At 71.4% G+C, this 23,127-nt stretch carries 22 protein-coding genes; 16 read left to right on the top strand and 6 right to left on the bottom strand.

The features are described 5' to 3' along the window. The first annotated feature begins 31 nt into the window (after positions 1-31). Entirely contained in the window at positions 32-466 is a 435-nt protein-coding gene (locus KB893_RS04315; protein WP_211926537.1) for a hypothetical protein, read from the top strand. A 31-nt stretch (positions 467-497) separates the two neighbouring features. Here KB893_RS04315 and dapE read toward each other — a convergent pair whose 3' ends face one another. The 6 genes from dapE to map form a co-directional block, all read right to left on the bottom strand. Continuing rightward, positions 498-1,628, bottom strand: a complete 1,131-nt coding sequence (gene dapE, locus KB893_RS04310; protein ID WP_211926536.1) for a succinyl-diaminopimelate desuccinylase — start codon at positions 1,626-1,628, stop codon at positions 498-500. A gap of 112 nt (positions 1,629-1,740) precedes the next feature. Further along, positions 1,741-2,067: a hypothetical protein gene (locus tag KB893_RS04305; RefSeq protein WP_211926535.1), complete on the bottom strand. Its 327-nt coding sequence runs from the start codon at positions 2,065-2,067 to the stop codon at positions 1,741-1,743. Positions 2,068-2,167: 100 nt separating this feature from the next. Then, on the bottom strand, positions 2,168-2,521 hold the full coding sequence (locus tag KB893_RS04300) for a Spx/MgsR family RNA polymerase-binding regulatory protein (RefSeq protein ID WP_211926534.1): 354 nt from the start codon (positions 2,519-2,521) through the stop codon (positions 2,168-2,170). A 17-nt stretch (positions 2,522-2,538) separates the two neighbouring features. Further along, positions 2,539-3,414, bottom strand: coding sequence for a 2,3,4,5-tetrahydropyridine-2,6-dicarboxylate N-succinyltransferase (gene dapD, locus KB893_RS04295; protein ID WP_246505291.1), 876 nt, complete (start codon positions 3,412-3,414; stop codon positions 2,539-2,541). A gap of 44 nt (positions 3,415-3,458) precedes the next feature. After that, the gene (gene glnD, locus KB893_RS04290; RefSeq protein ID WP_211926533.1) at positions 3,459-6,104 is read right to left on the bottom strand and encodes a [protein-PII] uridylyltransferase; all 2,646 of its coding nucleotides are present in this window, start codon (positions 6,102-6,104) and stop codon (positions 3,459-3,461) included. Further along, entirely contained in the window at positions 6,101-6,877 is a 777-nt protein-coding gene (map, locus tag KB893_RS04285; protein ID WP_211926532.1) for a type I methionyl aminopeptidase, read from the bottom strand. Before map ends, glnD begins: the two co-directional genes overlap by 4 nt. Before the next feature lie 247 nt (positions 6,878-7,124). Here map and rpsB point away from each other — a divergent pair, with 247 nt between their 5' ends. From rpsB to KB893_RS04215, 15 genes are all read left to right on the top strand, one after another. Beyond that, complete coding sequence (rpsB, locus tag KB893_RS04280) at positions 7,125-7,916, top strand: 30S ribosomal protein S2 (protein WP_211926531.1); 792 nt, start codon at positions 7,125-7,127, stop codon at positions 7,914-7,916. 136 nt (positions 7,917-8,052) lie between these two features. After that, positions 8,053-8,928, top strand: coding sequence for a translation elongation factor Ts (gene tsf, locus KB893_RS04275; RefSeq protein WP_213173464.1), 876 nt, complete (start codon positions 8,053-8,055; stop codon positions 8,926-8,928). A gap of 151 nt (positions 8,929-9,079) precedes the next feature. Beyond that, positions 9,080-10,591 carry a sensor domain-containing diguanylate cyclase gene (locus KB893_RS04270; protein ID WP_213173463.1) on the top strand — a complete coding sequence of 504 codons (1,512 nt, stop codon included), beginning with the start codon at positions 9,080-9,082 and terminating at the stop codon, positions 10,589-10,591. Between the two features lie 164 nt (positions 10,592-10,755). After that, the gene (gene pyrH / locus KB893_RS04265; RefSeq protein WP_211927844.1) at positions 10,756-11,487 is read left to right on the top strand and encodes a UMP kinase; all 732 of its coding nucleotides are present in this window, start codon (positions 10,756-10,758) and stop codon (positions 11,485-11,487) included. A gap of 103 nt (positions 11,488-11,590) precedes the next feature. After that, a complete protein-coding gene (gene frr / locus KB893_RS04260) occupies positions 11,591-12,148 on the top strand; it encodes a ribosome recycling factor (protein WP_211927843.1) in 558 nt (185 codons plus the stop codon). Positions 12,149-12,179: 31 nt separating this feature from the next. Continuing rightward, positions 12,180-12,926 (top strand): polyprenyl diphosphate synthase, encoded by a 747-nt coding sequence (gene uppS, locus KB893_RS04255; RefSeq protein WP_211927842.1) that lies wholly within the window; start codon positions 12,180-12,182, stop codon positions 12,924-12,926. A gap of 52 nt (positions 12,927-12,978) precedes the next feature. Then, positions 12,979-13,788, top strand: coding sequence for a phosphatidate cytidylyltransferase (locus KB893_RS18235; RefSeq protein WP_246505289.1), 810 nt, complete (start codon positions 12,979-12,981; stop codon positions 13,786-13,788). Beyond that, positions 13,785-14,966, top strand: a complete 1,182-nt coding sequence (locus KB893_RS04250) for a 1-deoxy-D-xylulose-5-phosphate reductoisomerase (protein ID WP_377730766.1) — start codon at positions 13,785-13,787, stop codon at positions 14,964-14,966. The genes KB893_RS18235 and KB893_RS04250 overlap by 4 nt, the downstream gene beginning before the upstream one ends. Positions 14,967-14,982: 16 nt before the next feature. Beyond that, positions 14,983-16,341 (top strand): RIP metalloprotease RseP, encoded by a 1,359-nt coding sequence (gene rseP, locus KB893_RS04245; protein WP_213173488.1) that lies wholly within the window; start codon positions 14,983-14,985, stop codon positions 16,339-16,341. Positions 16,342-16,440: 99 nt separating this feature from the next. Next, positions 16,441-18,834 (top strand): outer membrane protein assembly factor BamA, encoded by a 2,394-nt coding sequence (gene bamA, locus KB893_RS04240; RefSeq protein ID WP_213173461.1) that lies wholly within the window; start codon positions 16,441-16,443, stop codon positions 18,832-18,834. Between the two features lie 2 nt (positions 18,835-18,836). Next, positions 18,837-19,889, top strand: a complete 1,053-nt coding sequence (gene lpxD, locus KB893_RS04235; RefSeq protein WP_211927260.1) for a UDP-3-O-(3-hydroxymyristoyl)glucosamine N-acyltransferase — start codon at positions 18,837-18,839, stop codon at positions 19,887-19,889. Next, positions 19,886-20,353, top strand: coding sequence for a 3-hydroxyacyl-ACP dehydratase FabZ (gene fabZ / locus KB893_RS04230; protein WP_211927259.1), 468 nt, complete (start codon positions 19,886-19,888; stop codon positions 20,351-20,353). Before lpxD ends, fabZ begins: the two co-directional genes overlap by 4 nt. 2 nt (positions 20,354-20,355) lie before the next feature. After that, entirely contained in the window at positions 20,356-21,126 is a 771-nt protein-coding gene (gene lpxA, locus KB893_RS04225) for an acyl-ACP--UDP-N-acetylglucosamine O-acyltransferase (protein ID WP_213173460.1), read from the top strand. 92 nt (positions 21,127-21,218) lie between these two features. Then, positions 21,219-22,424: a lipid-A-disaccharide synthase gene (lpxB, locus tag KB893_RS04220; protein WP_213173459.1), complete on the top strand. Its 1,206-nt coding sequence runs from the start codon at positions 21,219-21,221 to the stop codon at positions 22,422-22,424. After that, positions 22,421-23,029 (top strand): ribonuclease HII, encoded by a 609-nt coding sequence (locus KB893_RS04215; RefSeq protein ID WP_213173458.1) that lies wholly within the window; start codon positions 22,421-22,423, stop codon positions 23,027-23,029. The genes lpxB and KB893_RS04215 overlap by 4 nt, the downstream gene beginning before the upstream one ends. Positions 23,030-23,127: the final 98 nt, after the last annotated feature.

Below are 23,127 nucleotides of genomic sequence, written 5' to 3'. Positions count from 1 at the left end.
GGCATTCCAACGTCGAATGGCGAGGTAGAACATGAGCCTGGTTTTCAAGGTCCTGATGACCCTGCGCGCACGTGCGCTCTCACGGCAGGCGCGCGAGATCCGTCGCGTCGTGGAGGCACTGCCGCGCGAGGCGCGCCTCGCCGCCGCCGAACACGCCACCGCCGAAATGGACAAGGCCGGCCGCCTGCAGTGCCCGCACCTGCACGGCGCGGACGGGGTGCCTCCGCTGCAGCCCTGGTCCGACGTCGCCGAGCAGGCCGTGGCGCGCACCCAGTCGGGCGCGCTGCAGCTCAAGGTCAAGGGCGTCGCGCAGTGGATCGCCGTCGCCTACTACGAAACCCTCAACAGCCCCCACCCCGGCCTCGCCGGCGTGCACCGCGAGGTGCTGGGCATGCTGGGCGACCTCAAGGGCAGCTACGCCGCCCGCGCCGCCCGCGAGCACGAGATCGAGGTCGCCACCGCCTGACCCCGCGGTCGCGCGTTTCGCGCGCGACCGGCTAGCGCAGGAGAAGCGCCTCGGCGATGCGGCGGTAGATCGCCGGCAGCCGGGTCAGGTCGGCGAGCGCGATGTGCTCGTCGACCTGATGGATGCTCGCGTTGACCGGCCCCAGCTCCACCACGTCCGCGCCCAGCGGTGCGATGAAGCGCCCGTCGGAGGTGCCGCCGCCGGTGTTCTCGTCGGGCACCACGCCCTCCTCCGCCAGCGCCTCGCGCACCGCGCACCGCAGCGCACCCTCGGCGGTGTGGAACGGCTCGCCCGAGCGGTGCCATTCGATGTCCGCACGCAGGCCGTGCCGCGCGACGATGCCCTCGATCTCGGCGACCAGCGCATCGGCGCTCCAGCGCGGGGAGTAGCGCAGGTTGAACTGGATCCGCGCAGTGCCGGGGATCACGTTGCTCGCGCCGGTGCCGGCCTCGACATTGGCGATCTGGAAGCCGGTCGGCGGGAAGTCGGGGAACGGATCCGGATCCCAGTCGCGCCCGACGAGCTCGGCCAGGACCGGCAGCGCGCGATGGATCGGATTGTCGGCGAGATCGGGATAGGCGACGTGGCCCTGCACGCCGTGCACCGTCATCGTGGCGGTCAGGGAGCCGCGGCGGCCGACACGCACCACGTCGCCCAGCGCCTCGCGCGAGGACGGCTCGCCGACCAGGCACCAGTCGATCCGCTGCCCGCGCCCGGCGAAGACCCGCGCCACGTGGCGCACCCCGTCGATCGCGGCACCCTCCTCGTCCGAGGTGAGCAGCAGCGCGAGCGTGCCCGGGTGCCGCGGGTGCGCGGCGACGAACGCCTCCAGCGCGACCACGAACGCGGCCACGCTGCCCTTCATGTCCGCCGCGCCACGGCCGTAGAGCCGCCCTTCGCGCGCGCTGGGCTCGAAGGGATCGCTGCACCACGCCTCCACGGGGCCCGCAGGGACCACGTCGGTATGGCCGAGGAAGGCCAGCACCGGCCCCTCCTCGCCATGCGTCGCCCACAGATTGCACACGTCGCCGCGGTGCAGGGTCTCGATGCGGAACCCGCAGGCGCGCAGGCGCTGCGCGATCAGGGCCTGGCAGCCGGCGTCGTCGGGCGTGACGGACCGGCGCGCGATCAGGGCGTGGGCGAGTTCGAAGACGGCGGACATGCACGGATCCTGCGGGAGCGGCGCGCATCCTAGCGCGAGTGCGCGCGACGTCCGCACATGAAAATGCCGCGCCCCTTGCGGGACGCGGCAGCGGGACGATGCAGGCGGAGCGTCACATGTGGCCGTCGTGCGCGTTCTGACGCTGCTCCTTGTCTTCCTGCATTTCCAGGTAGTGGTTGAACTCGGCCGGCGAGATCTCGCCATTGGCGTCGGTGTCGTAGGTCATGAAGTCGCGTCCCAGCACCAGGTCCGAGCCGATCTCCTCGCGGGAGAGCGTGTCGCTGCGGTCGTCGTCCATCTCGTTGAACTGGATGCGCGTGGCCTGGATGCTGGACGGGCGCTTGTGGTCCATCTCGTTGCCGTCCTGCTCATTGGCGAACGACGCGCCGGCGACCAGGGCGAACGCGGCGAAAGCGGCTGCGGAAGAAGCAAGTTTCATCTCGACCTCCGTTCAAGGGATGTGGCCGACACCAAACCACCCCGCGCGTGGTGGAAGCGTCGCCGCGCCGCTCACCCCGCCTTCGCGACCGTCGCCCCGTTCAGCGGCCGAAGCGCTTCTTGTAGGCGTTGTCGCTGAAACCCACGCTCACCGCGCCGTCGTCGGTCACCGTGACCGGGCGCCGGACCAGGGTCGGGTGCTCCTTGATCAGCAGCGTCCACTCCGGGTCGCTGGCCGGTGTCTTGCGCGCCTCGGGCAGGTTGCGCCAGGTCGGACTGCCGCGGTTGACGAGCTTGTCCCAGCCGCCGAGCTGCGAGGCCCAGGTCTTGAGCAGGTCCGGGGCGGGCCGGTCCGCGCGGTAGTCGACGAAGCGGTGCTCGATCCCGAAGCGCTTCAGCCAGTTGCGGGCCTTGCGGCAGGTGTCGCAGTTGTCGAGGCCGTAAAGGGTGGTCATGGCGACGGGTCTCCCGGTCAGGCGCGCAGGAGCTCGTTGACCGAGGTCTTGGCGCGGGTCCGCGCATCGACCTTCTTGACGATGACCGCGCAGTACAGCGAGTGGCTGGCATCCGCCGCCGGCAGCGAACCGGCGACCACCACGCTGCCCGCGGGCACGCGGCCATAGCCGATCTCGCCGGTCGCGCGGTCGTAGATGCGGGTGGACTGGCCCAGGAACACGCCCATGCCGATGACGCTGCCGGCCTCGACGATCACGCCCTCCACCACCTCGGAGCGCGCGCCTATGAAGCAGCCGTCCTCGATGATCGTCGGTGCCGCCTGCAGCGGCTCGAGCACGCCGCCGATGCCGGCGCCGCCGGAAATGTGGCAGTGCCGGCCGATCTGCGCGCAGGAGCCCACCGTGGCCCAGGTGTCGACCATCGTGCCCTCGCCGACGAAGGCGCCGATGTTGACGTAGGACGGCATCAGCACGACGTCGCGGCCGATGTGCGCGCCGCGGCGCACCAGCGCACCGGGCACCACGCGCGCGGCGACATCGCGGAAGGTCGTCTCGTCGGCGCCGGCGAAGCGCAGCGGCACCTTGTCCCAGAAACTCGACGGTTCGGCCTCGACCAGCTGGTTCTCCTGCAGGCGGAAGTAGAGCAGCACCGCCTTCTTCAGCCACTCGTTGACCTGCCAGCCGCCGTCCGCACGCGGCTCGGCGACGCGGAACTCGCCGGACTCCAGGCCCTCCAGCGCCCGCTCGACGGCAGGGCGGGTCGAGCCTTCGATCTCGGCCGAGGTCAGCGCGCCGCGACGCTCGAAGGCGCCCTCGATGATCACCTTCAGTTCCTCGGTACCGTCGCGGGCGGTGGCGACGCGGCTGGGGGTCTTGCGGGGCATTGCGGGCATTCTCCTGGGATGGGGATCCGCGGCCGCGGCCGCGGATGATGCGATCAGGCGTCGCCGCCGACGCTGGCGAACAGCGCCTCGCGCAGCGCCTGCTGCAGGTCGGGATCCTCGAAGGGCCGGTCGCCCTCGTCGGTGATCTGGAACAGGTCCTCCACGCGCTCGCCGAAGGTGGCGATGCGGGCGTCGTGCACGCGCAGCCGATGGCGGCGCAGGACCTGGGTGACGTCGGCGAGCAGACCCGGCCGGTCGGTGCAGACCAGGCTCATGAGCGTACGTCCGGGCGTGCGCGAGGGGCTGAACTCGATCCGCGCCGGCACCCGGAAGTGCCTGAGCTGGCGCGGGGTGCTGCGCCGGGTCGGCCGCGCTTCCTCGAGCGGCCGCAGCAGCACCGCGGCGAGCGCGCGCTCCACCTCCTCGCAGGCGATCTCGCGACCTTCCGGAACCAGCACGCGCAGCCCGTCGAGGCTCATGCCGTCGCGCGAGGTCAGCACCCGCGCCTGCACGATGTTGAGGCCCATGCGATCCAGCGTCGCCACCAGCGCCGCGAACAGGCTGTCGCGGTCGGAGGTGTGCACGAAGACCTCGAGCGCGCCGGGCCGCGCGCCCTTGCCCGCCACGTGCGGCCGCGCCAGCACCAGCGGCCGGTCGCGCGGCGCCTCGAGGATGCCGCGGGTCTGCCAGGCGATCTCGTCGGCGCGCCAGCGCAGGAACATCTCCTGCGGGAACTCCTGCCACAGCGCATCGATACGTGCCGCCTCGACGCCCTCGGCGACCAGGCGCTCGCGCGCGGCCTGCCGCGTCTGCGCAATGCGCTCCTCGGCCCGCAGCGGGTTCTCCAGGCCGCGCCGCAGCGCCAGGCGGGTGGCGGTGTAGAGGTCGGCCAGCAGGCGGTCCTTCCACGCGTTCCAGAGCTTCGGGCTGGTGCCGGCGATGTCGGCCACGGTCAGGAGGTAGAGATAGTCCAGGCGCTCGCGGTCGGCCACCTCGGTGGCGAAGCGGGCGACCACCCCGGGGTCGGAAATGTCCTGCTTCTGCGCCGTCACCGACATGAGCAGGTGGCGCAGGACCAGCCAGGACACGAGCTCAGCATCGGCCTGCGGCAGGCCGTGCGCCGCGCAGAACGCGCGCACGTCCTCGGCGCCGAGCTCGGAGTGGTCGCCGCCGCGGCCCTTGGCCAGGTCGTGGAACAACGCCGCCAGCAGCAGCAGCTCGGGCGCGGGAAGCGTGGCGCGGATCTCCTGCGCCAGCACGAAGCGCGGATCGCGCTCGGTGCGCTCGAAGCCCTCCAGGTTGCGCAGCACCACCAGTGTGTGCTGGTCGACGGTGTAGACGTGGAACAGGTCGTACTGCATGCGCCCGGCGACCTGGCCGAACACCGGCAGGTAGCGCGCCAGCACGCCGCTGCGCGCCATCCGCGCCAGGGTCGACACCGCACCCTCGCCGCGCAGCAGCGCCATGAAGGCCTCGCGTACCGCGGGTGCCGCGCGCTCGTAGGGCGGGAAGTCCGGCAGCCCCTCGGCGAGCACGCGCGCGGTCTGCGAATGCAGGCCACGCAGCTCCGGATGCGCCGCCCACATCGCGAACAGGCGGAACACCCGCTCCGGATCGCGCGCCAGCCGCTGCGGTTCACGGGCGTAGAGATAGCCGCGGCGGACCGCGAACTCCGCATCCAGCGCCTTCTGCTCGCCGGCACCCTCGAGCTGCTCCTCGAAGCGCTGCAGCAGGCGGTCGTTGAGCCGCAGGACGGTCGCCGCGCAGCGGAAGAAGCCCTGCATCATCTGCTCGACGGCGAGATTGTCGCGGCGCAGGTCGCGCAGCCCGACGTAGGCCGCCAGCGGCTTCTGGTAGTCGAACAGCAGGCGCTCCTCGCGGCGCCCGGCGACCAGGTGCAGGCCGAAGCGCAGGTGCGACAGCGCGCGCCGCTCGCGGCGCAGGGTCGCCAGCTCGTCGGCGCCGAGCTGGCCGAGCGGCACCAGGTCGCCGAGTTCGCCGACCGCGGCGATGCGTCGCGCGATCCACAGCACGGTGTGCAGGTCGCGCAGCCCGCCGGGGCCGTCCTTGACGTTCGGCTCCAGGTTGTAGGCGGTGTCGTTGAAGCGCGCGTGGCGCTCGCGCTGCTCCTGGCGCTTGGCCAGGAAGTAGGCGTGCGCCGGCCAGATCACATCCGGCGCGATCGCCCGCGCCAGCCACTCCGGCGCATCGCTGTCGCCGGCCAGGAGCCGCGTCTCCATCAGCGCGGTGGCCACCGACACGTCGACGGCGGCGACCTCCGTGCACTGGTCGAGCGAGCGCACCGCATGGCCCGGGGCGATGCCGGCGTCCCAGAGCGCGGTGAAGAAGCGCGCCAGCCCGTCCGCGTTCGCCGCCTGCGCGATGGGCTCGGCAAGCACCAGGAGGTCGACGTCGGAATGCGGGAACAGCTCGCCCCGCCCGTAGCCTCCGGTCGCCAGCAGGTGCAGGGGCGCATCGTCGCCGACGCAGTGCAGCCAGGCCGAGCGCACGACCGCATCGACCGCGGCGGCACGGTCGCCGAGCAGGACGTCGATGTCCTCGTCCTCGCGGTAGCGCCGCGCCAGGTCGGCGTCGACCGCCGCCAGCGCCTCGCGCGCCGCCTCGCGCCATGCCGCGTCGTCCGCGCCGGCGTCCGCCAGCCGCGCCACCAGCGCATCGGCAGGCGCGGGTGCGCTCACGGGCGGGTGCTGTCCCCGGCGCCGAGCGTCAGCACCTCGACGCCGCCCTCGGTCACCGCGACCATGTGCTCCCACTGCGCCGAGAGCTTGCGGTCCTTGGTCACCACGGTCCAGCCGTCGGGCAGCACGCGGGTGTAGCGGCTGCCCTCGTTGATCATCGGCTCGATGGTGAAGGTCATGCCCGGCTTGAGTTCGACGCCGGTGCCGGGACGGCCGTAGTGCAGTACCTGCGGCTCGTCGTGGTAGACCTGCCCGATCCCATGCCCGCAGTACTCGCGCACCACCGAGAAGCGCTGCTCCTCGGCGTAGCTCTGGATGGCGTGGCCGACGTCGCCCAGAGTCGCGCCGGGGCGTACCGCGCGGATCCCTCGCCACATCGCCTCGTGGGTCACCTCGACCAGGCGCCGCGCCATCACCGACGGCTCGCCGGCGAAGTACATGCGCGAGGTGTCGCCGTGCCAGCCGTCCTTGATCACGGTGACGTCGATGTTGACGATGTCGCCCTCGCGCAGGACCTTGGCCTCGCTCGGGATGCCGTGGCAGATGACGTTGTTGACCGAGGTACAGAGGGTCTTGGTGTAGCCCTTGTAGCCGACGTTGGCGGGAACCGCCTTCTGCACGTTGACGATGTGGTCGTGGCAGATGCGGTCCAGCTCCTCGGTGCTCACGCCCGGGCGGACGTGCTCGCCGATCATGTCGAGCACTTCGGCCGCGAGGCGGCCGGCGACGCGCATCTTCTCGATGTCGCTTGCGGATTTCAGGGTGATGGCCATAACCGGCGATTATCCATCAGTTGCGGGCAGCCGGGCCACCCGTTAGAATCCCGCGGCTTCGTTCCCGGCCCGTTCCGGGACGGATCCGCCCACGCCGGGCGTCACCGGCGAATCCACACCCGCGACATCCACCCGTACCGGGGTGCTCCCTCAGGGAGTTCGGCTACGGCGGTCGCGGGGAGGCCCAACCCCGGAGCCACGACCCGCGCCCTCACTGCGGCCGGCTCCCCATTGCGAGAACCGCACCATGCCTCAAGTCACCATGCGCCAGATGCTGGAAGCCGGCGTGCATTTCGGCCACCAGACCCGCTACTGGAACCCGAAGATGGCGCCCTACATCTTCGGCGCCCGCGGCAAGATCCACATCATCAACCTCGAGCAGACCGTCCCGCTGTTCACCGACGCGATGAACTTCCTCTCGGGCCTGGCCCAGAAGAAGGGCACCATCCTGTTCGTCGGCACCAAGCGCTCCGCGCGCGAGGCGATCAAGGACGAGGCCACCCGCGCCGGCATGCCCTACATCTCGCAGCGCTGGCTGGGCGGCACGCTGACCAACTTCCGCACCGTCAAGCAGTCGGTCGCGCGCCTCAAGGAGCTCGAGGCCGCCGAGACCGACGGCACCTTCGAGCGCCTGGTCAAGCACGAGGTCATGCAGCGTCGCCGCGAGCGCGACAAGCTCGAGAGCTCGCTGGGCGGCATCAAGGACATGGGCCGCCTGCCCGACGCGCTGTTCGTGATCGACATCGGCCACGAGAACATCGCCGTGCAGGAAGCCAAGAAGCTCGGCATTCCGGTCGTGGCGGTGGTCGACACCAACTACGACCCGGGCCTGGTCGACTACGCGATTCCCGGCAACGACGATGCCATCCGTGCGGTGCAGCTGTACGCCCGCGCCGCCGCCGATGCGGTGCTGGAAGGCAAGGCCGCCGCGCCGAACGCCGGCGCCAGCGACGCCGACGAGTTCGTCGAGGTCGAGGACAACGCCGACGCCCGCCGCGCCCCCGCCAAGCGCGGCGCCAAGGCCGACGCCGCGCAGTAAGCGGCGCCCCGCGGCACGGTGGGCGACCACCGTGCCCGCGCCGGCTTCGAATCCGCGACCGGCGCAAGGCCGGTCCCACGGCGGCAATACCCGTGCGGTATGCCGCAGCCCACATATCCACGCATCGAGGTTATCCATGGAAATCACTGCCAGCCTGGTCAAGGAACTGCGCGAGCGTTCCGGCGCCGGCATGATGGAATGCAAGAAGGCGCTCACCGAGAACAACGGTGACATCGACGCCGCGATGGAGCACCTGCGCAAGTCCGGCCTGGCCAAGGCCGACAAGAAGGCCGGCCGCGTCGCCGCCGAAGGCCTGGTCGTCCTCGCCCAGGACGCCGGCAAGGCGGTGCTGGTCGAGATCAACTCCGAGACCGACTTCGTCGCCAAGGACGAGAACTTCGTGAAGTTCTCGCGCGCCGTCGCCGAGGCCGCCCTGGCCAGCGGCGCCGCCGACGCCGAGGCGCTCAAGGCGGTCGCGCTCGAAGGCGCGACGGTCGAGGAGGCGCGCTCGGCGCTGATCGCCAAGGTCGGCGAGAACGTGCAGGTCCGTCGCCTGGTCCGCATCGACAGCGCCAACACCCTGGGCGCCTACGTCCACGGCGGCCGCATCGGCGTGCTGCTCGAGATCAAGGGCGGCAGCGAGGAGCTGGCCCGCGGCCTGGCCATGCACGTGGCCGCGATGAACCCGGCCTACGCCCGCGCCGAGGACGTCCCGGCCGAGTTCCTGGCCAAGGAGAAGGAGATCGCGCTCGGCCAGATGACCGACAAGGACAAGGCCAAGCCCGCCGACATCCTCGACAAGATCGTCTCCGGCAAGGTCAACAAGATCGTCTCGGAGATCACCCTGACCGGCCAGGCCTACGTGCTCGACACCAACGTCAGCGTCGGCGAGGCGCTGAAGAAGGAGGGTGCCGAGGTCATCGGCTTCCAGCGCCTGGCCGTCGGCGAGGGCATCGAGAAGCAGCAGGACGACTTCGCCGCCGAGGTGATGAAGCAGGCCGGCCTGGCCTGATCCGACCTGCGAATGGCGTCACGAAACGGCCGCGGACTTCCGCGGTCGTTTCGTTTCTGCCACTCTTGGTCGAATGACGTTCAGCCGGAGTCCATCCGGCCGATAACAAGAACCGACGTCCCGACTTCGGGTGACCCTCCGCAGGACCCGCATGCACCCGGAGATCGCCTCGCGCCTGCTGCACACCCGCAACCTGCCCTCGCCGTCGGGCGCGGCGCTGCGCATGATCGCGCTCGCCGAGAATCCCGAGGCCGAGCTGGCCGAGGTCGCCCAGGTGCTGTCGCGGGATGCTGCGCTGGCGGCGAAGATCATGCGCATCGCCAACTCGCCGCTCTACGGCACCCAGCGCCGCATCGACAACCTGCGCCAGGCGCTGACGATGCTGGGGCTGAACGCCGCACTCACCCTGGCGCTCGGCTTCATCCTGGCGCGCTCGCTGCGCAGCCCCGACGCCGCCGGCTCCCCCGACATGGCGCGCATCTGGCAGCGCGCGGCGCTGGCTGCTACCACCTGCCGGGTGCTGGCCACCCGCCTGCGCCTGCCGCAGGGAGAGGAGCTGATGCTGGCCGGGCTGCTGCAGGACCTCGGCATGCTCGCCCTCGCCCACCTCGAGCCGCGGATCTATGCCGGCGTCCTGCAGGAGGCGACGGACGATGCGCACCTGCGCCGCCTCGAGCTGGAACACTTCGAGGCCGACCACGTCGAGATCGGCATCTGGATGGCGCGGCAATGGTCGCTGCCCGACTACCTGGTCGAGGCCATCGGCGGCAGCGACGGCCGCGACGGCGCCGGCACCTTCGCCACCTGCGTCGCCGCCTCCGCCCTGGTCGCCGACATCTGGCTGCGCGACGACCCCGTCGCCGCGCGTCGCGCCGCCGGGCAGATGCTGCGCGAGCGCCTCGGCCTGGACCGCGGCGACTTCGCCGAGATCCTCGCCCAGGTCAGCAACGCGCTGCCGGAGATCAACGCCCTGTTCGAGCTGGAGCGGCAGGGAGCCGATCCGGAGCGGGTGGAGACGATCCTGGAGCACGCGCGCGAGCTCATCATCCTGCGCAACCTCAACCAGCTCCAGGAATCGACCCGCCGCGCCCAGGAAAGCGAGCGCCTGGCCGACCGCGCCCGCGCGCTGGAGGAGCAGTCCCGGCGCGATCCGCTCACCGGCCTCTACAACCGGATGCGGCTGGAGGAGGTCCTGCGCGACGAGTTCGACTCCGCCGCCCGCTTCGGCTGGCCGCTGTCGGTGGCGTTCCTCGACCTCGACGACTTCAAGCTCATCAACGACCGCTTCGGGCACCTGGTCGGCGACGACGTGCTGCGGGCGTTCGCGGCGGTGGTCATGAACACCCTGCGCGGCTCCGACATCGTCGCCCGCTACGGCGGCGAGGAATTCCTTCTGGTCCTGCCGGGCACCGCCACCGACGCCGCCTCGGCGGTGCTGCAGCGGCTGGTGGAGATCATCTCGCAGACGCCGATGGCCGAAGCCGAGGGCGAGATCGTCCACATCACCGTGTCCGCGGGCCTGGCCACCCAGGGCGGCCACGAGCAGTACGAGAGCGTCGAGGCGCTGCTGCGCGCCGCCGACGAGGCGCTCTACGACGCCAAGCGCGCCGGCCGCAACCGCATGATGCGCGAGACGCGTCCGCCCTCGCCGCCCGACGCCTGAGGCGATCGCGGTCACCCGCGCCGCGACCGAGGCGCTACAATCCCCGCGCCCCCGGCGCCTGATCCGATGTCGACCCCGCCGTCGCCGTCCGCGCCGCCCCCTGCCCACCGCCGCGCCGTCGCACAGTTCCAACGGCCCGGTGGGCGCCTGCCCGGAGCCCTGCCGTGACCGACAAGCCGATCAAGTACCGCCGCATCCTCCTCAAGCTCTCCGGCGAAGCGCTCATGGGGAGCATGGACTACGGCATCGATCCCGAGGTGATCGGCCGGCTGGCGCGGGAGATCCGCGACGTGCAGCAGGCCGGCGTCGAGGTCGGCGTGGTCATCGGCGGCGGCAACATCTTCCGCGGCGCGGGGCTGGCCGAGGCAGGCATGGACCGCGTCACCGGCGATCACATGGGCATGCTCGCCACGGTCATGAACGCCCTGGCGATGCAGGACGCGCTGGAGAAGCTGGGCGTCGAGGTCCGCACCACCAGCGCGATCAAGATCAACGAGGTCTGCGAGGACTTCATCCGCCGCCGCGCGATCCGCCACTTCGAGAAGGGCCGGGTCGTGCTGTTCGCGGCTGGGACCGGCAATCCCTTCTTCACCACCGACTCTGCGGCGGCGCTGCGCGCGGTGGAGATCGGCGCGGACCTGCTGCTCAAGGCGACCAAGGTCGACGGCGTATACGACGCCGACCCGAAGAAGAAGAAGGACGCGCGCCGCTACGAGAAGCTGTCCTACGACGAGGTGATCGCGCGCAACCTGCAGGTGATGGACACCGCCGCCATCGCCCTGTGCCGCGACTACGGCATGCCGCTGCGGATCTACGACATGACCCGCCCCGGCGATCTCATGCGCATCCTCAAGGGCCAGGCGATCGGTACCCTGGTGCACGCGGCCAAGGCCTGAACGCCGCGCGTCCGCCGAGCTTGGCGGCTGGGCGTGGGCGCCCGCGCCCGTGGGCCTATAATGGCCTGCTGACATGCCCACAGAATCCGACGCGGAGTCACCGATGCTCGACGAGATCAAGAAGGACGCCAGCCAGCGCATGACCAAGAGCGTCGAGGCGCTGCAGCACGAGCTCACCAAGCTGCGCACCGGCCGCGCCTCGGCCAGCCTGGTCGACCACCTCAAGGTCAACTACTACGGCTCGGACGTGCCGCTGTCCCAGGTCGCCAGTGTCGCGGTCACCGACGCGCGCTCGCTCACCATCACGCCGTGGGAGAAGCCGATGGTGCAGGCGGTCGAGAAGGCCATCCTCGCCTCCGACCTGGGCCTCACCCCCAACACCGCCGGCACCACCATCCGCATCAACCTGCCCCCGCTCACCGAGGAGCGGCGCAAGGAGCTGGGCAAGCGCGTGGCCGCCGACGGCGAGGACGCCAAGATCGCCGTGCGCAACATCCGCCGCGACGCGATCCAGCAGGTCAAGGAACTGCTCAAGGACAAGCAGATCACCGAGGACGACCAGCGTCGCGCCGAGGAGGACGTGCAGAAGCTGACCGACAGGTTCGTCAAGGACATCGACGAAGTCGTCAAGGCCAAGGAGCAGGAATTGCTCGCGATCTGAGGCCGGGCGGGTCCGCCCGCCGTGCGATGCCATGAACGAACGGATTCCCGCACGCGTGCCGCGCCACGTCGCGATCGTGATGGACGGCAACGGGCGCTGGGCGCAGCAGCGACGCCGGCCGCGCTCGATCGGCCACCGCGCCGGCGCGCGCGCGGTCAACCTCTGCATCGACTTCTGCCTGCGCGAGGGCATCGGCGCGCTGACCCTGTTCGCGTTCTCCAGCGAGAACTGGAGCCGTCCCGCCGAGGAGGTGGGCGCGCTCATGCGCCTGTTCCTGTCGGCGCTCGAGCGCGAGGTCGAGGAACTGCACCGCCGCGGGGTGCGCCTGCGCTTCATCGGCGACCGCTCCGGCTTCTCGGCGCGGATCGTGGCCCGCATGCGCGACGCCGAGGCGCTGACCGCCGGCAACCGCGCGCTGGAGCTCACCATCGCCGCCGGCTATGGCGGGCGCTGGGACATCGCCCAGGCCGCGCGCATGCTGGCGACCGAGGCCGCGGCGGGCCGGCTCGACCCGGCGACGATCGACGAAGCCGCGCTGGGCGCACACGTGGCGCTGGCCGACATCGCCCCGCCCGACCTCTTCATCCGCACCGGCGGCGACATGCGCATCAGCAATTTCCTGCTGTGGCAGCTCGCCTACACCGAACTGTGGTTCACCGAGACCCTGTGGCCGGACCTGGACGAGGACGTCCTGCGCGCGGCGCTCGCCGACTTCGCGATGCGCGAGCGGCGCTTCGGCCTCACCGGTGCGCAGATCGCCGCCGGGCCGGCATCATGAACCGCGGGGACGGCATCGCCGTTCCCGCCGCCGTCTTCGAGGACCGTTCCAGATGCGCACCCGCGTGATCACCGCACTGCTGCTCACTCCGCTGGCGATCGCCGCCGTCCTGCTGTTGCCGACGGCATGGTTCGTCGCCCTGGTGGCCGCGGTGTTCCTGTGGGGGCTGTGGGAGTACACGCGGCTGGTCGGCATCGGCGAGACGGTGCCGCGTGCGGTGCTCGTGCTCGCGCATGCCGCGGTGCTCGCCGCACTGGCATGGACGTGGGGCGGGCAGAACGGCCTGTTCATGCTGATCACCCTGCTCGGGGCGCTGTGGTGGGTGCTGGCCCTGCTGTGGATCCTGCGCCCCGGCTTCGGCGCGGAGGACCGCGGGGGCATGCGGATGCTCAAGCTCGCCGCCGGCAGCCTCTGCGTGATCCCGGCCTGGACCGCGCTGGCGGTCCTGCATGCGGAGTCGCCGCGCTGGGCGCTGGCGGCCGTGGCCGGCATCTGGGCCGCCGACAGCGCCGCCTATTTCGCCGGGCGCTTCCTCGGCCGCCGCAAGCTCGCGCCCAGGGTCAGTCCCGGCAAGACCTGGGCCGGGTTCTGGGGCGGCGTCGTCGGCTGCGTGGTGATCACGCCGGCCTTCGCGCTGCTGCTTGGACTCGAGACCTCGCTGCCCGGGCTGGCGGCGACCGCCGCGGTGGCGGCGGTGGCCTCGGTGGTGGGCGATCTGTTCGAGAGCCTGATGAAGCGCCACAGCGGCATCAAGGACTCCGGCTCCGTCCTGCCCGGCCACGGCGGCATCCTCGACCGCATCGACGGCGTGCTCGCGGCGATGCCGGTCTTCGTCGTGCTCAAGGGGCTGTTCGGACTGTGAGCGTGCAGCGCATCGCCGTCCTCGGCGCGACCGGGTCCATCGGCAGTTCGGCGCTCGACGTCATCGCCCGCCATCCGGAGCGCTTCCGCGCGACGGTGCTGAGCGCGCACGCGCGGGTCGAGGAGCTGCTGGCGCTGTGCCGCCGCTTCCGGCCCGAGCACGCCGTGATCGTCGACGCCGCGCACTACCCGCGGCTGCGCGACGGCCTGGCGGAGGCCGGCCTGGCCACGCGGGCGCACGCGGGCACCGACGCGCTGTGCGCGCTGGCCTCGGAAGCCGCCGTCGACACCGTGGTCGCCGCCATCGTCGGCGCCGCCGGCGTGGCCTCGACGCTTGCCGCCGCCCGCGCCGGCAAGCGCCTGCTGCTGGCGAACAAGGAGTCGGTGGTGCTGGCCGGGCGCCTGCTGATGGATGCGGTCGCCGCCGGCGGGGCGACGCTGATCCCGGTGGATTCCGAGCACAGCGCGATCTTCCAGTGCCTGCCGCACGACGGCGACGCCGACCGCGGCGGCGTGCGCCGCCTGCTGCTGACCGCATCCGGCGGCCCGTTCCGCGGCCGCAGCCGCGAGTCGCTCGCCGCGATCGGCCCCGACGAGGCCTGCGCGCATCCGAACTGGTCGATGGGCCGCAAGATCTCGGTGGATTCCGCCACGCTCATGAACAAGGGGCTGGAGGTGATCGAGGCGCACTGGCTGTTCGCAATGCCGCCGGAGCGGATCGACGTCGTGGTGCACCCGCAGAGCGTGGTGCACTCGATGGTCGACTACGTCGACGGCTCGATGCTCGCGCAGCTCGGCCGTCCCGACATGCGCACGACCCTCGCCTATGCGCTGGCCTGGCCGGAGCGGGTCGCGTCGGGCGTCGAGCCGCTGGACCTCGCGCGCATCGGCCGCCTCGACTTCGAACCGCCCGACCACGCCACCTTTCCCTGCCTGCGCCTGGCCTACCGCGCGCTGGACGAAGGCGGCGCCGCGGCGGCCGTGCTCAACGCCGCCAACGAGGTGGCGGTTTCAGCCTTTCTTCAGCGCCGTTTGCGTTTCCTTGACATCCCTGTCCTGATCGCCGCGGTGATGGATGCGCTGCACGACGCGCCGCACCAGGGGCTCGACGCCCTGCTCGCCTCCGACGCGCGCGCCCGCGATGCCGCGCACGCGCTGATCCACCGGTTCGCCGCCTGATGATCCGCGCCCGATGATGCAAACCTTCTTCGGCTCCGTCTGGTGGCTGATCGTCAGCCTCGGGCTGCTGGTCACCTTCCACGAGTTCGGCCACTTCTGGGTCGCCCGCCGCTGCGGCGTGCGCGTGCTGCGCTTCTCGGTCGGATTCGGACGTCCGCTGTGGAAGCGCGTCGGGCGCGACGGCGTCGAGTACGTGGTCGCGGCGCTGCCGCTCGGCGGCTACGTGCGCATGCTCGACGAGCGCGAGGGCGAGGTCGCGCCGGAGGAGCGCGACTTCGCCTTCAACCGCAAGCCGGTGTGGAAGCGCATCGCCATCGTCGCCGCCGGACCCGGCGCCAACCTCGTGCTCTGCGTCGCCCTGCTGTGGGCGATGTTCGCGGTCGGCAAGCCCGACTACCTGCCCCTGGTCGGGCGCGCCGAAGGCATCGCCGCCGAGGCCGGATTCGAGCCCGGCGACCGCATCCTGCGGATCGGGCAGACCCCGGTGCCGACCTGGACCGACGCCGGCCTCGCCCTGGTCACCGCGGCGATGGATCGGCGCGACGTCGCGGTCGAGGTGCGCGCGGCGGCGGGCGGTACCGCGATCCGCGACCTCGAGCTCAGCCGCATCCCCGAAGGCGTCGAGGAGCGGCGCCTGCTGTCGGAGATCGGCCTGGTGCGCCAGCAGCTCCTGTTGCCGGCCACCCCCCGCGCGATCAGGGCGGATTCGCCGGCGGCCCGCGCCGGCATCGAGGCCGGCGATCGCCTGCTGCGCATCGGCGACCGGGACGTCCGCTCCTGGGACGAGATCGGCGCGGCGGTGCAGGCGCAGGCCGCGGACGGGCAGGCACTGGAGGTCGAGGTCGAGCGCGGCGGCGAGCGCCGTCGCCTGTGGCTGACGCCCGAGTGGTACGAGGACGACGCCGGCGGCGCACGCTGGATCCTCGGACTCGATCCGCCGCAGGGCGAGGCCGCCTACGACACCACGCTCGAGCACGGCGTCGTCGACGCGCTGCCGGCCGCCGTCGCCGAGACCTGGCGCCTGACCCGCGAGACCTTCGGCATGCTCGCCCGCATGGTCGACGGCCGGGCCTCGCTGAAGAACATCTCCGGGCCCATTTCCATCGCCCAGTACGCCAACAGCTCGGCGCAGCTCGGCCTGGCCTGGTTCCTGAACTTCCTCGCCCTGCTCTCGCTGAGCCTGGCGGTCATGAACCTGCTTCCCATCCCCGTCTTGGACGGCGGACACCTGCTGTATTACCTTATCGAGCTGATCAAAGGCAGCCCGTTGAGCGAACGCGCCGTCATGGCTGGCCAATACGTCGGACTGGCGCTGCTCGCCGGCCTGATGGGGCTGGCCTTCTACAACGACATCCTGCGCCTTGTCGTCTCCTGACGGCGGCGACGACCGAGCGAACGCCGGATGCCCGATTCCTCGACTCCCCATCTCCAACCGCGGGGCGCGCGCAGCGCGATCCGCTCAACCGGACGTGACATGAAGCGAACCGTCAACCGCCGCCTGCTCGCCCTCGCCCTCGCGGCGGCGGTCTGTGCTCCGGTCGCCGCGCAGAACGTGGCCCCCTTCACCGTCTCCGACATCCGCGTCGACGGGCTGCAGCGCATCTCCGCCGGTACCGTGTTCACCTACCTTCCGGTGGAGCGCGGCGACACGCTCGACGCGACGCGTTCGGCCGACGCCATCCGCGCCCTGTTCTCCACCGGTTTCTTCGAGGACATCACCCTCTCGCGCGAGGGCGACATCCTGGTCGTCAACGTGCGCGAGCGCCCGGCGATCAACCAGATCACCCTCAGCGGCAACAAGGACATCCAGACCGAAGACCTGCAGCGCGGCCTGCGCGACATCGGCTTGGCCGAGGGCGAGACCTTCAACCGCCTGAGCCTGGAGCGGGTCACCCAGGAACTCACGCGCCAGTACAACAACCGCGGCAAGTACAGCGTCACCATCACCCCCGACGTCAAGCAGCTCGACCGCAACCGCGTCGACGTCAACATCGTCATCGTCGAGGGCAAGGCGGCCAAGATCCGCCACATCAACCTGGTCGGCAACGAGACCTACGAGGACGAGACGATCCGCGAGAGCTGGGAGTCCAACACCAGCAACTGGCTGTCGTGGTACCGCCGCGACGACCAGTACTCGCAGGAAAAGCTCTCCGGCGACCTGGAGAAGCTCGACAGCTGGTACCTCGACCGCGGCTACGTCGACTTCAACATCGATTCCACCCAGGTCTCGATCAGCCCGGACAAGCAGGACATGTCCCTGGTCGCCAACGTCAGCGAGGGCGAGGTCTACACGATCTCCGACGTCAAGGTCACCGGCGACACCATCCTGCCGCAGGAGCAGATCGAGCAGATGGTCATCGTGCGCCCCGAGCAGATCTTCTCGCGGCGCCTGCTGGAGGCCACCTCCGAGCGCATCACCACGGTGCTGGCCAACATCGGCTACGCCTTCGCCGAGGTGAACCCGATCCCCGAGATCGACCGCGAGAACCGCACCGTCGCGCTGAACTTCAACGTGCAGCCGGGCCCGCGCGTGTACGTGCGCCGCATCGAGTTCAAGGGCAATGCGCGCACCTCCGACGAGGTCCTGCGCCGCGAGATGCGCCAGTTCGAGGGCAGCTGGTATTCGCAGGCCGCGATCGACCGGTCCAAGATCCGCCTGCAGCGGCTGGGCTTCTTCGAGTCCGGCGGCGTCGAGGTGCAGACCCCGCGCGTCGAGGGCTCGCCCGACCAGGTCGACGTGGTGGTGACGGTCAAGGAGACCACCTCCGGCAGCTTCGTGTTCGGCCTCGGCTATTCGCAGCTGTCCGGCCTGATCACCCAGGTGCAGCTGTCGCAGAACAACTTCCTGGGCTCGGGCAACCAGTTCTCGATCGCCGCGCAGCGCAACGATTACCTGCAGCGCTACGACTTCACCTACCTCGATCCCTACTTCACCGACGACGGCATGTCGCTCGGCTACAACCTGTACTGGCGCGAGTTCGACCAGTCGAACTACAACATCGCCCAGTTCTCCTCGACCGCGCGCGGCGCCCGCGCGCTGTTCGGCCTGCCGATCACCGAGACCGACACCGTCTCCGCCAACTTCGGCATCGAGAGCAACGAGATCTTCGCCTATCCCGGCTACACGCCGCAGGAGATCGTCGACTACATCGACGCGGTCGGAAACCGCACGTTCAAGACCTGGAGCCTCGAGCTCGCCTGGGCGCGCGACACCCGCAACGACTTCTTCCAGCCGACCCGCGGCACCTACCAGCGCGTGGGCGCGCAGATCGCGCTGCCGGGTTCGACGGTCGAGTACTACAAGCTCAACTACCAGTACTCCAAGTACTGGCCGCTGACCTCCTGGCTGGTGATGCGCACCGGCCTCGACCTCGGCTACGGCGACTCCTACGGCGACGACTTCACCCGCACCGTGACCGGCCCGCGCGCCGACTGCCCGGACGAGGAGGAGAGCTGCACGGTGACCCTGACCGCCAGCGGCCTGCCGTTCTTCGAGAACTTCTACGCCGGTGGCGTCAACTCGGTACGCGGTTTCCGCGACAACACGCTCGGCCCCTACGCCTACGCGACCGGCTCCAGCTACCGGCAGCCGCTGGGTGGCGCGATCAAGACCGTCGGCCAGCTCGAGTTCTTCTTCCCGCGCCTGCTCGATACCCCCGCCGCGCGCGTGTCCGCCTTCGTCGACGTCGGCAACGTCTACAGCGACACCGACGACTTCGACACCGGCGACCTGCGCGCCTCGGCAGGCATCGCGCTGCAGTGGCGCGCGCCGATCGGCCCGATCTCGATCAGCTACGCCTACCCGGTGAAGAAGGAGGACGACGACGAGCTCGAGCGCCTCCAGTTCACCTTCGGCAGCACGTTCTGAGGATGGCGACGCCGACCTCCACGGCGCCGCATGCGGTCCGCTCCCCCCACACGCTCGGCGCCCTCGCCGAGCGTTTTGGTCTGGGGCTGCGCGGCGATCCCGCCACTCCGGTCACCGGCGTGGCCACGCTGGCGCGCGCCGCGGCGGGACAGCTCGCCTTCCTCGCCAATCCGCGCTACCGCGCCGAACTCATGGCCACCGGCGCGGAAGCGGTGGTGCTGCGCGAGGAGGATGCCGGCGAGTGCCCGGTCGCCTGCCTCGTCGCGCGCGACCCCTACTCCGCCTTCGCCCGCATCGCCGCGCTGTTCGATCCGACGCCGGCACCGCGAGCGGGTGTCCATCCTTCGGCGGTCGTCGCCGCCGATGCGCGGGTCGATCCCGCCGCCGAGATCGGCCCCTTCGTCAGCATCGGCGCGCGCAGCGTGATCGAGGCCGGCGCCGTGGTCGGACCGGGCTGCGTGATCGGCGAGGACTGCACCGTCGGCGCGGACAGCCGCCTGGTCGCCCGCGTCACCCTGGTTACGCGCGTGCGCCTGGGCGCGCGGGTGCTGGTCCATCCGGGCGCCGTGCTCGGCGCGGACGGCTTCGGCCTGGCGATGGAACAGGGGCGCTGGCTCAAGGTCCCGCAGCTCGGCGGCGTCGTGGTCGGCGACGACTGCGAGATCGGCGCCAACACCACCATCGACCGCGGTGCCCTCGACGACACCGTGCTCGGCGAGGACGTGCGCCTCGACAACCAGATCCAGATCGCGCACAACGTGGTCATCGGCGCGCATTCGGCGCTGGCCGGCTGCAGCGCGGTCGCCGGGTCGGCGAAGATCGGCCGCTACTGCCTGATCGGCGGCAGCGCCGGCGTGCTCGGCCACCTCGAACTCGCCGACCGCGTCACCATCACCGCGATGAGCCTGGTGACCCATTCGATCCGCGAACCGGGCGAGTACTCCTCCGGCACGCCGATCCAGGACAACCGCAGCTGGCGCCGCAACGCCGCCCGCTTCAAGCACCTCGACACCCTGGCCCGCAGGATCAACGCGGCCACGAAGGACCCGACATGACCGACACCGCACCCCAGATCACGCTGCCGATCGACTCGGCGCGCATCCAGGAGATGCTGCCGCACCGCTATCCCTTCCTGCTGGTGGATCGCGTGGTCGAGGTCGAACCGGGCAAGCGCATCCGCGCGCTGAAGAACGTCACCCGCAACGAGCCCTTCTTCGACGGCCACTTCCCGAACAAGCCGGTGATGCCGGGCGTGCTGATCATCGAGGCCATGGCCCAGGCCGGCGGCCTGCTGACCCAGCTCTCCGAGCAGGCCAGCGCCTGCGACAACAAGCAGTACTTCCTGGTCAAGGTCGACGAGGTCCGCTTCTCGCGCATGGTGGTGCCGGGCGACCAGCTGGTGCTCGAGGTCGAGCTGCGCCGCACGCTGCGCCGGATGGGCTTCTACAGCGCGCGCGCGCTGGTGGACGGCGAGGAGGCGGCGCGCGCCGAGATCGTCTGCGCCGACCGGAGCGCCTGACCATGATCCATCCCACCGCGCAGATCGATCCGGCCGCCGAGCTCGGCGCCGACGTCCACGTCGGCGCGTTCAGCGTGATCGGCGCGAACGTCCGCATCGGCGACGGCACCCACATCGGCGCGCACTGCGTGGTGCTGGGGCCCACCCGCATCGGCCGCGACAACCGCGTGCACGCCTTCGCCGCGATCGGCGGCGACGCGCAGGACAAGAAGTTCCACGGCGAGCGCGCGGAACTGGTGATCGGCGACCGCAACCACATCCGCGAGTTCGTCACCATCAACCGCGGCACCGAGGGAGGCGGCGGCATCACCCGCATCGGCGACGACAACTGGATCCAGGCCTACGCGCACGTCGCCCACGACTGCTGCGTCGGCAACCACGTGATCATGTCCAACAACGCCACGATCGCCGGCCACGTCGAGGTCGGCGACCACGCCATCCTGTCGGGCTTCGCCGGGGTGCACCAGTTCTGCCGGATCGGCGCCCACGCCTTCATCGGCATGGGCTGCCTGGTCAACGGCGACGTGCCGCCCTTCGTGATGGTGGCCGACGAGTACGGCCGCCCGCGCGGGATCAACGCCGAGGGCCTCAAGCGGCGCGGCTTCGACGCCGAGCGCATCGGCGCGATCCGCCGCGCCTACCGCACGCTGTACATGTCGGGCCTGCCACGCGCCGAGGCGATGACCGCCCTGCACGCCGCGGCCGAGGACAGCGACGACGTGCGCGGCTTCGTCGACTTCCTCGCCACCGCCGGGCGCCCGCTCGCGCGCTGACGACCCCGCGGCCGGTCGCGCCGGCATGCGTGCCTGACCTAGGATGCGCGGACCGCGGCGCGACCGCCGCGGCGCCTCCTGCGATTCCCGCGATGCCACCCGAACCCCCGATCACCGATCTCCAGCCCGCAGCGCGCCGGCCCCGGCGCGTGGCGCTCGTCGCCGGCGAGGCCTCGGGCGACCAGCTCGGCGCCGGCCTGCTCCGCGCCCTGCGCGCGCGCTGGCCGGACGCGGAGTTCGCCGGCATCGGCGGCGAGCGCATGCGCGCCGAGGGCTTCGAGGCCTGGCACGACAGCCAGGCGCTCGCGGTGATGGGCCTGGCCGAGGTGGTGCGCCACCTGCCTCGCCTGCTGAGGCTGCGCCGCGACCTGACCCGCCGCCTGCTCGACTGGGGCCCTGACGTCTTCGTCGGCATCGACGCGCCGGACTTCAACCTCGGCCTGGAGAAGCGGCTCAAGGCGGGGGGCATCCGCACCGTCCACTACGTCAGTCCCTCGGTCTGGGCCTGGCGCGAGAAGCGCGCGCAGAAGATCGGCGTCAGCGCCGACCGGGTGCTGTGCCTGTTCCCGATGGAGCCGGAGATCTATGCCCGCTTCGGCGTCGACGCGCGCTTCGTCGGCCATCCGCTGGCCGAGCGCTTCGCGATGGCGCCCGACCATGCCGCCGCGCGCGCGGCGCTGGCGCTGCCGGCCGGGCGTCCGCTCCTGGCACTCCTGCCCGGCAGCCGCGGCGGCGAGATCCAGCGCCTGGCGCCGCCCTTCCTCGATGCGCTCGCCCTGCTCCTCGACCGCATCCCCGGCCTGCTGGCGGTCGCGCCGATGGCCGGTGCGGCGGCACGGGCGAGCTTCGAGGCCGCGCTGTCCGCGCACCATGCCCGCGACGCCCTGACCGCCGCGCTGCACGTGATCGACGGTCGCTCGCACGAGGCCATGATCGCCGCGGACGTGGTTCTCCTCGCCTCCGGCACCGCGGCCCTGGAGGCGATGCTGGCCAAGCGTCCGACCGTGGTCGGCTACCGCATCGCGCCCTCGACCCATTTCCTGGTCAGGCGCCTGGGGATGCTCAAGATCCAGCGCTACAGCCTGCCGAACGTGCTGGCCGACGCCGAGGTGATCCCGGAGCTGATGCAGGACGACTGCACCGGGCCGAGGCTCGCCGAGGCGGTGGCGCGCTGGTTCGAGCATCCGGAGGAGGCCGCGGCGCTGGTTCCGGTGTTCCGCGCCCAGCACGAGCGCCTGCGCCGCGACGCCGACCGGCTCGCGGCGGACGCGGTGGTCGACCTCGTGGAGGCGCCATGAGTGCCGTGATCGAAACCGCACGCGCGTTGATCGCGGGCGTCGACGAGGCCGGTCGCGGGCCGCTCGCCGGGCCGGTGGTGGTGGCGGCGGTGATCCTCGATCCGAAGCGGCGCTTCCACGGCCTCGGCGACTCCAAGGCGCTCAACGAGGCGGCGCGCGAGACGCTGTTCCCGAAGATCCAGGCGCGCGCCATCGCCTGGCGGGTGGAGATCGTCGACGTCGACGAGATCGACCGCATCAACATCCTGCAGGCCACCTTCGCCGGCATGTGCCGCGCGGTCGCCGCGCTGGCCCCGGCGGCGGCGCGCGCACGGATCGACGGCAACCTGGTGCCGAAGGCCCTGTGCTGCCCCGGCGAGGCCGTGGTCGGCGGCGACGCGCGCGTGCGCGAGATCATGGCCGCCTCGATCCTCGCCAAGGTCACCCGCGACCGCCTGATGTGCGACCTCGACCGCGTCTATCCTGGCTACGGCTTCGCCCGGCACAAGGGCTACGGCACGCCCGAGCACCTCGAGCGGCTGGCGGCGCTCGGGCCCTGCGCGATCCACCGCCGCAGCTTCGCGCCGGTGCGGGAACGGATGGCGCGGGACCTGTTCGTGGGGTGAGGCGGGCCGGGGCTCCTCAGGGCTCAGGTCCCAATTCCCGGTTCCCGATTCCCGGCACCCGACGGCCACTACCCACTGCCCCGCTGACCGGCGCCGCC

Origin of the sequence: Coralloluteibacterium stylophorae (assembly GCF_018122625.2) — a bacterium.
In the GTDB taxonomy this organism is placed as follows: domain Bacteria; phylum Pseudomonadota; class Gammaproteobacteria; order Xanthomonadales; family Xanthomonadaceae; genus Coralloluteibacterium; species Coralloluteibacterium stylophorae.
Note: the sequence above shows the minus strand (reverse complement) of the source record. Positions and strands in the feature narration are given on the sequence as shown.